Origin of the sequence: Microbispora sp. NPDC088329, from assembly GCF_040685655.1 — a bacterium.
Lineage (GTDB): Bacteria > Actinomycetota > Actinomycetes > Streptosporangiales > Streptosporangiaceae > Microbispora.
Window position 1 is genome coordinate 24,856 of sequence record NZ_JBFBIP010000036.1, and the last position, 13,752, is coordinate 38,607.

The 13,752-nt window shown below is 71.9% G+C and carries 11 protein-coding genes; 6 read left to right on the forward strand and 5 right to left on the reverse strand.

Annotated elements, in window-relative coordinates; genetic code table 11:
• Positions 1 to 131: 131 nt before the first annotated feature.
• The 3 genes from AB0O28_RS37875 to AB0O28_RS37885 form a co-directional block, all read right to left on the reverse strand.
• Entirely contained in the window at positions 132 to 1,829 is a 1,698-nt protein-coding gene (locus AB0O28_RS37875; protein ID WP_363647495.1) for a glycerol-3-phosphate dehydrogenase/oxidase, read from the reverse strand.
• 45 nt (positions 1,830 to 1,874) lie between these two features.
• A complete protein-coding gene (gene glpK / locus AB0O28_RS37880; RefSeq protein WP_363647496.1) occupies positions 1,875 to 3,392 on the reverse strand; it encodes a glycerol kinase GlpK in 1,518 nt (505 codons plus the stop codon).
• Between the two features lie 69 nt (positions 3,393 to 3,461).
• Positions 3,462 to 4,298, reverse strand: coding sequence for an MIP/aquaporin family protein (locus AB0O28_RS37885; RefSeq protein WP_363647498.1), 837 nt, complete (start codon positions 4,296 to 4,298; stop codon positions 3,462 to 3,464).
• Between the two features lie 276 nt (positions 4,299 to 4,574).
• Between AB0O28_RS37885 and AB0O28_RS37890 the strand changes: the two genes are divergently transcribed.
• The 4 genes from AB0O28_RS37890 (at position 4,575) to AB0O28_RS37905 (ending at position 10,300) form a co-directional block, all read left to right on the forward strand.
• Positions 4,575 to 5,354, forward strand: a complete 780-nt coding sequence (locus tag AB0O28_RS37890) for an IclR family transcriptional regulator (RefSeq protein WP_363647500.1) — start codon at positions 4,575 to 4,577, stop codon at positions 5,352 to 5,354.
• A 62-nt stretch (positions 5,355 to 5,416) separates the two neighbouring features.
• Complete coding sequence (gene glpK / locus AB0O28_RS37895; RefSeq protein ID WP_363647502.1) at positions 5,417 to 6,928, forward strand: glycerol kinase GlpK; 1,512 nt, start codon at positions 5,417 to 5,419, stop codon at positions 6,926 to 6,928.
• A gap of 158 nt (positions 6,929 to 7,086) precedes the next feature.
• Positions 7,087 to 7,803 carry a helix-turn-helix domain-containing protein gene (locus tag AB0O28_RS37900; RefSeq protein WP_363647504.1) on the forward strand — a complete coding sequence of 239 codons (717 nt, stop codon included), beginning with the start codon at positions 7,087 to 7,089 and terminating at the stop codon, positions 7,801 to 7,803.
• Between the two features lies 1 nt (position 7,804).
• Positions 7,805 to 10,300: a PEP/pyruvate-binding domain-containing protein gene (locus AB0O28_RS37905; protein ID WP_363647506.1), complete on the forward strand. Its 2,496-nt coding sequence runs from the start codon at positions 7,805 to 7,807 to the stop codon at positions 10,298 to 10,300.
• Positions 10,301 to 10,505: 205 nt separating this feature from the next.
• On the opposite strand, the gene AB0O28_RS37910 is transcribed toward AB0O28_RS37905, so the two are convergent.
• Positions 10,506 to 10,772 (reverse strand): hypothetical protein, encoded by a 267-nt coding sequence (locus AB0O28_RS37910; RefSeq protein WP_363647508.1) that lies wholly within the window; start codon positions 10,770 to 10,772, stop codon positions 10,506 to 10,508.
• Positions 10,773 to 10,891: 119 nt separating this feature from the next.
• On the opposite strand from AB0O28_RS37910, the gene AB0O28_RS37915 reads away from it, so the two are divergent.
• Both AB0O28_RS37915 and AB0O28_RS37920 read left to right on the forward strand, forming a co-directional pair.
• On the forward strand, positions 10,892 to 11,590 hold the full coding sequence (locus AB0O28_RS37915) for a methyltransferase domain-containing protein (RefSeq protein ID WP_363647510.1): 699 nt from the start codon (positions 10,892 to 10,894) through the stop codon (positions 11,588 to 11,590).
• 122 nt (positions 11,591 to 11,712) lie between these two features.
• Positions 11,713 to 12,972, forward strand: a complete 1,260-nt coding sequence (locus AB0O28_RS37920) for a PP2C family protein-serine/threonine phosphatase (protein WP_363647512.1) — start codon at positions 11,713 to 11,715, stop codon at positions 12,970 to 12,972.
• A gap of 105 nt (positions 12,973 to 13,077) precedes the next feature.
• Here AB0O28_RS37920 and AB0O28_RS37925 read toward each other — a convergent pair.
• On the reverse strand, positions 13,078 to 13,752 hold a 675-nt coding region (locus AB0O28_RS37925; RefSeq protein ID WP_363647514.1), incomplete at its 5' end, for an RICIN domain-containing protein.

Consider the following 13,752-nt stretch of genomic DNA (forward strand, 5'->3'; position numbering starts at 1 on the left):
GCGGCGATCGCAGCGGTGGACGCCGGCCGGACCGCTCACCTGGAGGGCGGCCTCATCCGCCTGTTCCCCCCGCTCTGAGATGCGTGGCCGCGCGGCTGCCCCGGCGGGCCGGGGCAGCCGCGCCGATCGTTCTAGGCCACGTGCCGCGCCGGGGCGGCCGTCGAGAGCCGTACGGCGTTGGCCGTCGCGTCGTCGATCTCACGCTGCGCCGCGAGGTCGGCCTCCACGCCGGACCGGTAGGCGTCGATCTCCTCCCGCACCCGGTCGTCGTCCCAGCCGAGGACGGGCGCGATGAGCGCGGCGACCTCGGGGGCCGCCGCGAGCCCGTGGTCCCGCTCCTCGATGAAGACCCGGGTGCGGCGCACCAGGATGTCCTCCAAGTGCAGCGCTCCCTCGTGCGTGACCGCGTACACGGCCTCGGCCTTGAGGTAGCCCTGCGCGCCCGGAATCGGCTCGCCCAGGCCGGGATCGGCCTCGATCAGGGCGAGCACCTCCTCGACGCAGGAGCCGTAGCGGCCGAGCAGGTGCTCGACGCGCGCGACGGGCAGCCCCGCGCGCCCGGCGAGGCGCCGCCTGTTGTTGCGCAGCGCCTCGAACCCGGCGGCCCCGAGGACGGGAACGCGGTCGGTGACCGACGCGGGGACCTTCTGGCCGAGATCGGCCACCGCGACGTCGACGGCGTCCTTGGCCATCACGCGGTAGGTGGTGTACTTGCCACCCGCGACGATCACCAGGCCGGGCTCGGGCCGGATGACCGCGTGCTCCCTGGACAGCTTGACGGTCTCCGACCCCGACCCGCCCAGCAGCGGGCGCAGGCCGGCGTAGACGCCCTCGACGTCGTCGTGGGTGAGCGGCGTCCGCAGCACGGCGTTGACGTGCTCCAGGATGTAGTCGATGTCGGCCCGCGTGGGGGCCGGCTCGACCTTGTCCAGGTCCCAGGGGGTGTCGGTGGTGCCGACGATCCAGTGCGGACCCCAGGGGATGACGAACAGCACGCTCTTCTCGGTGCGCAGGATCAGCCCGGTGTCGAGCCGGATCTTCTCCCTGGGTACGACGAGGTGCACGCCCTTGGACGCCTGGACGGTCACCGACCCCCGCGAGCCCGGCGACGCCCCCGCGAGCCGCTGGATTTCGTCGGTCCACACGCCGGTGGCGTTGATCACCTGGCGGGCCCTGACGCGCAACTCGGCGCCGCCCTCCAGGTCGCGCACCACCGCGCCGGTGACCCGCCCGCCGTCACGCAGGAACCCGGTGACCTTGGTGCGGGTGGTGACGCACGCGCCGTACTGCATTGCCGTGCGGGCCAGCATCATCGTGAAGCGGGCGTCGTCGACCTGGGCGTCGTAGTACTGGATCGCCCCGACGAGCGCGTCGCTGCGCAGCCCGGGGGCCTCGCGCAGCGCCCGGCTGTGGCTGAGCTGGCGGTGCCGGGGCAGTGCGCGGGCGCCGCCGAGCGTGTCGTACAGCAGCACGCCCGCGCCGACGTAGCCGCGCTCCCACACGCGGTGGCGCAGCGGGAACAGGAACGGCACCGGGCGGACCAGGTGCGGGGCCAGCCGGGTCACCAGCAGGCCGCGCTCCCGCAGCGCCTCCCGCACCAGGCGGAAGTCGAGCTGCTCCAGGTAGCGCAGCCCGCCGTGGATCAGCTTGCTCGACCGGCTCGAGGTGCCGGCCGCGAGGTCACGGGCCTCCACCAGCGCGACGGACAGGCCGCGCGAGACCGCGTCGAGCGCGACCCCGGCGCCGACCACCCCGCCGCCGACGACCAGGACGTCGAACTCGTCCTCGCTCAGCCTCCGCAGCGCCGCCTCCCGAGCGCGGGGACCCATGGGTACAGACATATCGGTGTTAACTCCCTCGTTGGTTCAGGCAGGTCAGTCGACGTCGACCCAGTCGAGCGTCCGCTGGACGGCCTTGCGCCATCCGGCGTAGCCGCGCTCCCGCTGCTCGTCGCTCCAGCCGGGCTCCCAGCGGCGGTCCTCGTGCCAGTTGCGCTTGAGGTCGTCGGTGGACTTCCAGAAGCCCACGGCCAGCCCGGCGGCGTACGCGGCGCCGAGCGCGGTGGTCTCGGCCACCACCGGACGCGACACCGGGACGCCGAGGATGTCGGCCTGCATCTGCATGCACAGCTCGTTGGCCGTCACGCCGCCGTCCACCCGCAGCACGTCGAGGACGACGCCGGAGTCCTGCTCCATCGCGCCGACCACGTCCTTGGTCTGGTAGCAGATCGACTCGAGCGTGGCGCGGGCCAGATGGGCGTTGGTGTTGTAGCGGGACAGGCCGACGATGGCCCCGCGGGCGTCGGACCGCCAGTACGGCGCGAACAGGCCGGAGAACGCCGGCACGAAGTAGACGCCGCCGTTGTCCTCGACCTGCCGGGCGAGCGCCTCGCTCTGCGACGCCCCGGAGATGATGCCGAGCTGGTCGCGCAGCCACTGGACGGCGGAGCCTGTGACCGCGATCGAGCCCTCCAGGGCGTACACGGGCTCGTCCGAGCCGAACTGGTAGCAGACCGTGGTGAGCAGGCCGTGCTCGGAGCGCACGAGCTCGGTGCCGGTGTTGAGCAGCAGGAAGTTGCCGGTGCCGTAGGTGTTCTTGGCCGTGCCGGGCTCGAAGCAGACCTGGCCGACCGTCGCGGCCTGCTGGTCGCCGAGGTCGCCCGCCAGCGGCACCTCGCCGCCGAGCGGGCCGCTCGCGCGGGTCACGCCGTACAGGTCGGGGTTGGAGGAGGGCCGGATCTCGGGGAGCATCTGGCGGGGGACGCCGAAGAACGACAGCAGCTCGTCGTCCCAGTCGAGCGTCTCCAGATTCATCAGCATCGTGCGGCTTGCGTTGGTGGGGTCGGTCACGTGGACGCCGCCGTCGACGCCCCCCGTCAGGTTCCACAGCAGCCAGGTGTCGGTGTTGCCGAAGATCGCGTCACCGCGCTCGGCGGCCTCGCGGACGCCGGGGACGTTCTCCAAAATCCACTGGATCTTGCCGCCGGAGAAGTAGGTGGCGGGCGGCAGGCCGGCCTTGCGCCGGATCACCTCGCCCTTGCCCTCCCGCTCCAGCGCCGAGGCGATGCGGTCGGTGCGGGTGTCCTGCCAGACGATGGCGTTGTAGTACGGCCGGCCGGTGCGCCGGTCCCACACGACGGCCGTCTCGCGCTGGTTGGTGATGCCGAGCGCCGCGAGGTCGGAGGCCTGCAGGCCCGCGGTGCGCATCGCGGTCTCGGCGACCGCCCGGGTGCGCTCCCAGATCTCGGTCGGGTTGTGCTCGACCCAGCCCGCCTGCGGCAGGATCTGCTGGTGTTCCAGCTGGTGGCGGGCGACCTCGTTGCCGCCGTGATCGAAGATCACGAAGCGGGTGCTGGTCGTCCCCTGGTCGACCGCGCCGACGTAGTCTGCCATTCTCGTTGCGCCTCTCGTCTCGTATGAGCTCGGGTGAGCTGGACGTTGCCGGTCTCGGCCCGGCGATGATCAGCCGGCCTGCGCGGCGGGCTCCGGCGTGCGACCGGGCTCGGGCGCGTCCGTACGCGGCAGGAAGCGGGCGACCAGGAGCTGGTAGAGCCCGGCGCCGACGACGCCGCCGGCCAGCGGCCCGATGATCGGCACCCAGAAGTAGAGCCCACCGTACTGGTCGCGGAACGCCGAGCCGTACCCCGTGAAGAACGAGGCGAGGCGCGGGCCGAAGTCGCGGGCGGGGTTGATGGCGTAGCCGGCGTCGGTCCCCCACGCCATGCCGATCGCGACCACGAGCAGGCCGACGATGACCGGCGCGAGGTTGGCGAGCGGCGCCGAGTTGCGCTCGTCGGAGATCGCGAAGATGAGGAACAGCAGGATGGCCGTGCCGATGATCTGGTCGCGCAGCGCCCCCCACTGGGTGACCGGCAGCGTGCCGTTGCCGGGGAGGGTGGAGAAGACCCCCTGCGTCTTGATCGTGTGCCCCGGGTCCACCTTGGCCAGGACCTCGGCGTAGTTCCAGCGGACCAGCAGCGCCGCCACGAAGGCGCCCGCGGTCTGCGCCAGCGCGTACGGCAGGACCTTCCGCCAGGAGAAGCCCTTGAAGACGGCGAGGGCGACCGTGACGGCCGGATTGAGGTGGGCGCCGCTGAGTCGGGCCGCCGTGTAGACGCCGAGGGTCACCCCCAATCCCCACGCCCACGCGATGCTGTCGTGGTCGCCGATGCCGCCGGCCGTCACCTGGGCCACCACGCCGACGCCGAACAGGATGAGGATCGCCGTGCCCGCGAACTCGGCCGCGAGCTCACCCGCGAATGGATTGAGTAGCCTTCGGTCGCTTCGCCCTTCCGCCATGCGTCTCCTCCTTGACCACGCCCGTCACATCCCGAAGTGCTCGCTGTGAGCGCCGCCGGTTGTCCGGACGTTAAACGGCACCCAAGAAAGCGTCAATAAAAGATCGTCGGCATTGTCGAACACTGGTCACATTCCGAAGGTCGTACTACGCTCCCCGGGTATGACGCGAACAATCACATTTCGCGCGAACCCGTCCGATGACAAAAGATCTTCCATCCATGTCCGATCAGGTGTCGGCAGTGTCGAACACCTTCCGGCATCGTTAGAATCCGGGGCGTGCCAGGTCCGGTCCAGTCCATCGAACGCGCCGCCGCGATCCTGCGGCTGCTCGCCCAGGGATCGGGGCGGCTCGGCCTCACCGAGATCGCGAACTCTTTGGGACTGGCCCGCGGGACGGCGCACGGCATCCTGCGCACCCTCCAGCTCGTCGGCTTCGTCGAGCAGGACGAGGCGACCGGCAAGTACCAGCTCGGCGCGGCGCTGCTACATCTGGGCACCAGCTACCTCGACGTGAACGAGCTCCGCTCGCGGGCGATCAACTGGGCCGACGCCCTGGCCGCGCGCAGCGGCGAGGCGGTGCGGATCGGCACCCACCTCCAGGGCAAGGTCCTGGTCGTCCACCACGTCTTCCGGCCCGACGACAGCCTGCAGACGCTCGACGTCGGCATGCTCCTGCCCATGCACGCCACGGCGATCGGCAAGGTGCTGCTCGCCTACGACGCCAACGCGGCCGCCACCGTGCAGGACGCCGTACAGGACGGGGAGCTGGAGCAGTTCACCCGCCGCACCGTGCGGACGCACAAGGAGTTGTCGCGCGCGCTCGCGACCGTTCGCGAGCACGGCTGGGCGTCGGACGCCGACGAGGCCGGCATGGGCGAGGCGGGGGTGGCGGCCCCGATCCGGGGGTATGGAGGACTCGTGGTGGGCGCCATGGGCATCTCCGGCGCCACCGAGCGGATCTGCGACTCCGGCGGACGTCCCCGCCCCGAACTGGTGGGCTATGTGCGCGACGCGGCGCGGGCCGTCTCCCGCGACCTCGGCGCCTCCCGCTGGTGACCCTCCTCATCTCCCCTCGCCGCATCCGCCCCTCACCGCATCCGCCCCGAAGGCAGGCCGCCGTGACCCAGCGTTATGTGATGTCCATCGACCAAGGCACCACCTCGACCCGGTGCATCCTGTTCGACCAGCGCGGCCGTCTGGTCTCGGTGACGCAGCGGGAGCACAAGCAGCACTTCCCGCGTCCCGGCTGGGTGGAGCACGACGCCGTCGAGATCTGGCGCAACCTTGAGCGGATCGGCCCCGAGGCGCTCGCCCAGGCGGGCATCGGGCCCGGCGAGGTCGCCGCCGTCGGCATCGCCAACCAACGGGAGACGACGGTGCTGTGGGACCGGCGCACCGGCGTCCCGGTCGCCCCCGCCGTCGTCTGGCAGGACACCAGGACCGACACCCTGGTCGACGAGCTGTCGCGCCGCCCCGACGCGCACGTGGTGCGCGAGCGCTGCGGCCTGCCCCTGGCCACGTACTTCTCCGCCCCCACCGTCCGCTGGCTGCTCGACGACACCGACGGGCTGCGCGAACGGGCCGAGCGCGGCGAGGTCCTTTTCGGCACGATGGAAAGCTGGCTCATCTGGAACCTCACCGGCGGTCCGGACGGCGGCGTCCACGTCACCGACGTGACCAACGCCAGCCGCACGCTGCTGATGAACCTCCGCGACCTCGACTGGGACCCGGTCCTGCTCGGCTTCTTCGGCATCCCCCGCGCGATGCTGCCGGAGATCCGCCCGTCCAGCGAGACGTACGGCACGGCCCGGCGGGTGCTGCCCGGCGTGCGGATCTCCGCGGCGCTCGGCGACCAGCAGGCCGCGCTGTTCGGGCAGACCTGCTTCCACCGCGGCGAGGCCAAGTGCACCTACGGCACCGGCGCCTTCCTGCTGCTCAACACCGGAACCGAGCCGGTCGCCTCCACCCACGGCCTGCTCACCACGGTCGGCTACCAGATCGGCGACCAGCCCGCGGTGTACGCCCTGGAGGGCTCCATCGCGATCACCGGCGCGCTCGTGCAGTGGTTCAGGGACCGGCTCGGGATCATCAGCACCGCCCCGGAGATCGAGACCCTGGCCCGCACGGTCGACGACAACGGCGGCTGCTACATCGTCCCCGCGTTCTCCGGGCTGTTCGCGCCCCACTGGCGCAGCGAGGCCCGCGGGGTCATCGTCGGGCTCACCTCGTACATCACCAAGGGCCATCTCGCCCGCGCCGTGCTGGAGGCCACGGGCTGGCAGACCCGCGAGGTGGTGGACGCGATGAACGCCGACGCGGGCATCGCGCTCACCACGCTCAAGGTCGACGGCGGCATGACGTCCGACAACCTGCTGATGCAGTTCATCGCCGACGTGCTGGACGTGCCGGTGGTGCGGCCCATGGTCGCCGAGACCGTCTCCCTCGGCGCGGCGTACGCCGCCGGGCTCGCCGTCGGCTACTGGCCCGACCTGGAGGGCCTGCGGCGCAACTGGCACCGCGCCGCCCAGTGGACGCCGGCGATGGACCCGGAACGGCGCGAGGACGAGTACGACAACTGGCGGAGGGCGGTCGAGCGCGCCCTCGGCTGGATCAAACCCACCGCCGGCTGAGACGAGGCCGGCTCGCGGGCCGACCGGATCCCGATGCCGCCGCCTTCGCGCCTATCACGTCGGCCGCTACGAAGTCCTGGCCCCACCACCATTGTCTTCAGTTCTATGACCGGATAATGTCATCCGGTCAAATAATGGTCAAACAATGGAGATGGGACATGAGCAGGGTGGGACGGCCCCCGCAGGACCCGGCGCGCCAGGTGGAGCGGGCGCACCGCATCCTCGACGCCGCCGCGGAGCTGATCGGCCGGTGGGGCTACGACAAGACGACGATCGACGACGTCGCCAAGCAGGCCGGTGTCGCCAAGGGCACCATCTACCTGCACTGGAGAACGCGCGACGCGCTCTTCGCAGCGCTGCTGCGCCGGGAGCGGGTGCGGATGCTCGAGGAGGTGCGGCGGAGCGGTCCCGCCACCCCGCGTGAGCTGTTCGCCGGGATCGCCGCGGGCTTGCTGCGCCGGCCGTTGCTGAAGGCGGCACTCGTCGGCGACTCGGAGGTGCTCGGCAAGCTCGTCCGGCAGAAGCGGCACGGCCCCGGCGCGGTGAACCCGGGCGAGGCGTTGGACGCCTACTACACCGCGCTGATCCAGGTGGGCGCGGCCAGGGACCTGTCGGGCGACCACGTCCTGGTGATCGGCTCGATCATTTACGGGTTCCTCACCGTGCCGTGGATGCTCCCCGGCGGGCCTCCCCCGGAGGAGCGACTCGCCCCGCTGCTCGCCGACATGGTCGAGCGCGCCATCGGCACCGGACGGGCGCTGCCCGATGACGCCGTAGACGCCGTGGAACGGGCCACCCTCGACTATCTCGACTCGATGACGGACGTCGCCCGGCGCAAGCTGGCGAACTCCCTGAGTTCTCCGAGGAGCGTGTGACATGAAGGCGGTCATCCCCCTGGCCGACACCGGCGCCGACCTCGCCACCGTGGGCGGGAAGGGCGCCTCGCTGGCCGCCCTCGCACGGGCAGGGCTGCCCGTCCCGGGCGGCTTCCACATCACCACCGAGGCCTACCGGGCCTTCGTGGCGGACTTCCGAGAGGAGACGCTGGCCGCCGCCGCGGCGGGCGACGCCGAGCGGATCGCCGCCCTGTTCGCCGGGCACGAGCTTCCCGAGCCGATCGCCGCGGAGATCCTCGCCGCGTACGCCGCCTTGGGCGACGACGTCCCGGTGGCCGTGCGCTCGTCCGCCACCGCCGAGGACCTTCCCGGCATGTCGTTCGCCGGGCAGCAGGACACCTTCCTCAACGTCAGAGCCGATGGGCTGCTCGACGCGGTGAAGCGCTGCTGGGCCTCCCTCTGGAACGCCCGCGCCATCGCCTATAGGGAACAGAACGGCGTGCGGCACGACGACGTCGCCCTGGCTGTCGTGGTCCAGGCACTCGTGGACGCCGACGCGGCGGGCGTCATGTTCACCGCCGACCCCGTCACCGGCGCGGACGACAGGACGGTGATCAACGCGTCGTGGGGCCTGGGCGAGGCCGTGGTCGGCGGCCATGTCATCCCCGACACGGTCGTCGTCTCCGGCGCCGCGGTCGTCGAGGAGCACACCGGCGACAAGACCGTCATGACCGTCCGCGCCCCCGGCGGCACCCGCGAGGAGCCGGTCCCCGAGGACATGCGCCGGGCTCCCGTCCTGTCTGGGGAGCAGGCCCTGGCGCTGGCCGAGCTGGGAGCGCGCGTCCAGGCGCTGTACGGCACGCCGATGGACGTGGAATGGACCATGCGCGCGGGCACGTTCGCCCTCGTCCAGGCCCGCCCGATCACCGCTTCCGGGTCACGGGTGGAGGAGTGGAACGACAGCCTCAAGGGCGACTACCTGTGGACGTCCGGCAACCTCGGGGAGGCCATCCCCGACGTCATGACGCCCATCACCTGGTCGTTCGTCCGCCTGTTCATCGACGAGGCCATGTCCGCCGCCACGCTGCCCGGCTTCGATCTGGTCGGCAACATCGGCGGCCGTTTCTACATGAATCTCAGCATCGCCGTCTCCATCGCCCGGGCGTTCGGCATGCGGAGCAGGCTCGGCGCGATCGAGCAGGTATTCGGCAAGCTGCCGCCGGGCCTGGAGGTGCCGCCGCTCGAGATGTCGCGCCTGCGGATCATCACGACGGTGCTGCCCATGGCCGCACGCATCCGGCGCAGGGTCAGGGCGAACCTCGGAGGCATGCGGGCCTTCCTGTCCACCTCCCTGGAGCGATGCGAGGAGCTGCGCGCCGCGATCCGGTCCACCTCGTCGGCGCCGGAACTGGCCGGCCTGTGGTCGCGGGCCGTCGAGCCGCATTTCCGCACGGCCTGCCGCATGCTCGAGGCCGCGGGCCGGCAGGACGGCAGCACGCTCGTCCTCACCCGCGGCAAACTGCGCAAGCTGGTGGGCGAGACCGACGCGGACGCCATCCTGACGGGCGCGGGCGGCCAGGGCGAGCTGGCCAGCCTCGGCCTGATCACGGGGCTGGGCCGGCTGGGCGCGGGCGAGATCACCCGGGAGAGCTTCGCCCGGCTCTACGGCCACCGCGGCCCGCACGAGTTCGAGGTGTCCGTCCCGCGCCCCGGGGAGGACCCCGCCTGGATCGACGCGCAGCTCGCCGGGCTGCGGGACATACTGGCCGGCACGGACGGCCTGCTGGCCCGGCAGCGCAAGGCCAGGGAGGAGGCGTGGGCGCGCTTCGCCCGGCGCCACCCCCGCCGGGAGGCCGGGATGCGGGCGAAGGTCGAGCGCTGGGCCGGAGTGGTGCGCGACCGCGAGGCCACCCGGTCGGAGGTCGTCCGCGCGTTCTGGGTGCTGAGGGCCTTCGTCCTGCGGGCCGGCGAGCTGACCGGCCACGGTGACAACCTGTTCCACCTCTACCTCGACGAATTGCTCGCCGTGCTCGGCGGCGACGCCGCCCCGCTGGAGCGGGTGCCGGTCCGGCGGGCGACGTACGAGATGTACGCGGCGCTCCCGCCATACCCGACGCTCATCGTGGGCCGGTTCGACCCGGTCCGCTGGGCGGCAGACCCCCGCAGGCGCGCCGACGTCTACGATGCCCGCGGCGGCGTCCCCCCGGCCGTGGACACCGTGACCGGCTTCCCCGGCGCGCCGGGCGTGGTCGAGGGTGTCGCCAGGGTGATCGCCCGCCCCGAGGACGGCGATCGGCTCCGGCCCGGTGAGATCCTGGTCACCACGCTCACCAACGTGGGCTGGACGCCGCTGTTCCCGCGCGCGGCGGCCGTGGTCACCGACGTCGGGGCGCCTCTCTCGCACGCCTCCATCGTGGCCCGCGAGCTGGGCATCCCCGCCGTCGTGGGCACCGGCAACGCCACCATGCGGGTACGCGACGGCGACAGGATCAGAGTGGACGGCGCGAACGGCACGGTGGAACTGCTCGGCGCTTGAAGCCGCGAGGGCTGAATTCACCGAGTTCAGCAGTTGCGGTGCACGTACCGAACGTCCAGCTGTTCGTAGGCCCTCATGCCTCACCGTAACGAGCCGCTGACCGAACTCGGGGCCGCTACCGGCGAGGCGGAGCGGTGGGCATGGCCCACCACCCGCCGGTCGCGGCGGCGGCGACGCCCCGCCATCCGCGCGGAGCCGGGACGGCTCAGGAGGTCGGGCCGATGTCGGGCTCGGCCTCGGGCATCGCCGACTCCGACCCGGTCGGCGGCGGCGTCTCGGCGGCCGGCGTGTCGATGTCGGACGCGTCGCCGATGAGCTCCTCCAGCCCTCCGTCGTCCGGTTCCGGCGTCAGCGGCTCGGGTGAGGTGCCCCTGGCATCTGTCGCTCCGGATCTTTCCGCCACCACGTCCGCGTCTCCTCCCACGTGCCGTTCCCGCTGTCCGCCGGTCCCCCCGGCCCGCGGATCGCGCATGACCGCTCACCTGCCCCCGTCGTACGGCCTTCATTCATCCTCGCAAAGGCCCGTCATGCGTACGCGGCGGCCCGGGGCGGGTAGGGACAGGTGATCCGGAACGGCGAGGAGTGGACGGGATGGACAGGCGTCGGCGTGACCTGGTCGACCGGGACCTCGAGGAGGCGGCGGCGGACCTTCTGGCGCACGATGCCCGGCTGCGCGGCCTGGACGTGCGGGTCCGCTTCGACGGCGGGGTCGCGCACGTCGAGGGCGACGTGCCGGCCGCCGCCGGCCTCGATCTGCTGCGCGAACGCCTCGGCCGTCTGTCCGGGGTGCTGGCGGTGTGGGACAGGGTGCGGGTGGCCGGCGCCCCGCCCCGGGTCGTCGACCTCGGCTGCGGCGGCACCAAGCAGCACCGCGACAACGTCGGCGTCGACCTGCGCCCCACCCCGGTGGTCGACGTGCTGGCCGACCTGGCGTACGGCGTGCCGCTGGCGGACGAGTCGGTGGACCAGATCTTCGTGGTGCACGTGCTGGAGCACCTGGCCGACTACCTGCCCCTGCTGCGCGAGTGCCATCGGGTCCTGCGCCCCGGCGGTGTGCTGCACGTGCTCGCGCCCTGGTGGCGGCACGTCAACGCGGTGGCCGACCCCACGCACGTCCGGCTGATCGACGTGCAGACGTTCAAGCACCTGTGCCGGCCCGACGACGCGGGCCGGTGCTGGTACCCGCTGCTGGTCACCCGCGACGATTCCACGGTCTTCGCCGATCTGGTCCCGGCGAAGGACGGCCGGGAGCCCGCCTGCGAACGGCGGCTGGCCCGCTTCTTCGACTGAGCGTGCGATCACCCATGGTCGAGTGGGCCGTCGCCGGGTTCGTCCGGCCCCCGAAGTAATACGTTGCCCAAATCTCCCCGGGGCCCAGCTCTGACTCAGGCCCGGTGGAGCATCGTGGGTAGGTGGTGAAGGACCACGGGGGTGGACAGATGGAGCAGGGCATCCCCCCTTCTCATGATCGTGAGCTGTTGCGGGCGTTGGCGGGCATGCTGGAGGACAGCCATCTGACGGCGTTCGAGGGCATCCCGGCGCTGCTCGCCCGGTACGAACGCGAGGCGGGCTTCGAGGAGATCGGCGTCTACCTCGCCGACCTGCAGCAGAGCGTGCTGCGCCGGTTGTGCGGCATCGGCGACGAGGACTTCCAGCCGGAGGAGCTCAAGATCGACACCACGCTCGCCGGGCGCGCGCTGCAGGAGGTGCGCATGCTGCGGAGCGGTCCGGAGGATGGCGGCCCGAGCCAGTGGTGGGTGCCCCTGCTGGACGGCACCGAGCGCCTCGGCGTGCTCCACATGGTCCCCGAGTCGGAGAACGACGAAATCCAGGACCGCATGCGGCACATCGCGTCCCTCATCGCGCTGATCGTCGTCAGCAAGCGCTCCTTCAGCGACTGCCACGCGCGCCTCGTCCGGAGCCGGCCGATGAACGTGGCGGCGGAGATGCAGTGGAATCTGACGCCGCCGCTGACCTTCGCCACACCGGCGGTGACGATCGGCGCCGTGCTCGAACCGGCGTACGAGATCGGCGGTGACGCCTTCGACTACTCCACCTCCGGAGCCCTCGCGCACGTGGGGGTCTTCGACGCGATGGGCCACGACGTCTCGGCCGGGCTGACCGCGAACCTCGCCGTGGCCTGCTGCCGCAACCACCGGCGGCAGGGCATGGGTCTGGTGCGCAACAGCGAGGCGATCGAGCGGGCTCTGATCGACGAGTTCGGCCGGGGCGACCGCTTCGTCACGGCGGTCATCGGCGATCTCGACCTCGACTCCGGCGTCTTCTCCTGGGTGAACCGCGGCCACCACGCACCGGTGCTGATCCGCCACGGCCGGTGGACCTCCACACTGAAGTGCCCGCCCGCCCACCCGATGGGGCTCGATCTCGGCCTGCCCGTCATGCTGTGCCGGGAGCAGCTGGAGCCCGGCGACCGGCTCCTGCTCTACACCGACGGCATCACCGAGATGCGCAGCCCCGACAGCGGCGAGTTCGGCCTGGGCCGGTTCGTCGAGTTCATGATCCGGGAGAACGCCGCCGGGCTGCCGGTGCCCGAGACCCTGCGCCGCCTGATCAGGACCGTGCTGGAATATCACGACAACCGGCTGCACGACGACGCCACCGTCCTGCTCGTCGAGTGGCACGGCAACGCGCACGAGAAGCTCAGTCCCTGAGCGCGTCCGGAGGTCGTGCCGAGCGTCGCGGGATCAGCCTGTGACGGGGGCCGCCGGAAGGCCCCCGGCGCGGCGGGGTGCCGCACCGGAGGCTTTCGGTGTGGCCTACCTGGTCCAGCTCCACTTCTGGTTGGTGCCGCCGTGGCAGGAGTACAGCTGGATCTTGGTGCCGTTGCCGGTGCCCGCTCCGACCGCGTCCAGGCACAGCCCCGACTGGACGCCCTGGATGCTTCCGTCGGAGTTGACGCGCCACTTCTGGTTGTCGCCGCCCCAGCAGCCGTAGATCTGGATCACGGCGCCGTTGCCGGTGCCGGCCGCGTCCAGGCACTTGTTGCCGTACACCCGGATCTCACCGGCAGAGGTGGACGTCCAGGTCTGGTTGGTCTGGCCGTTGCAGTCCCACAGCTGCACCTGGGTGCCGTCCGCGGTGCTCGCGCCGGGCACGTCCAGGCACCGCCCGGAGGCCGTTCCCTTGATCGGCCCATTGCCGCCACCGGGGGTCGGGGTCACGGTCGGACTGGGTGACGGGCTACCCGGGGACGGGCTGGGGGACGACGGTGTGCTGCCGTCGAGGCCGAGGAAGGAGATGGCGTAGGCGATCTGGCCGTTCATCGGCAGCTGGTGGCCGACGCCGGAGATGCTGATGCCCTCGACGGTGGCCTGGGTTCCCGTGTTGCCGTACCGAGTCCGGGTCCACGACGACTGCGGGTGATCGGTGAACGCCGGGGTCTGGCTCAGCCCGTTCAGGTTGGTCCACTGCTTGATCTCCTCGCCGAAGTT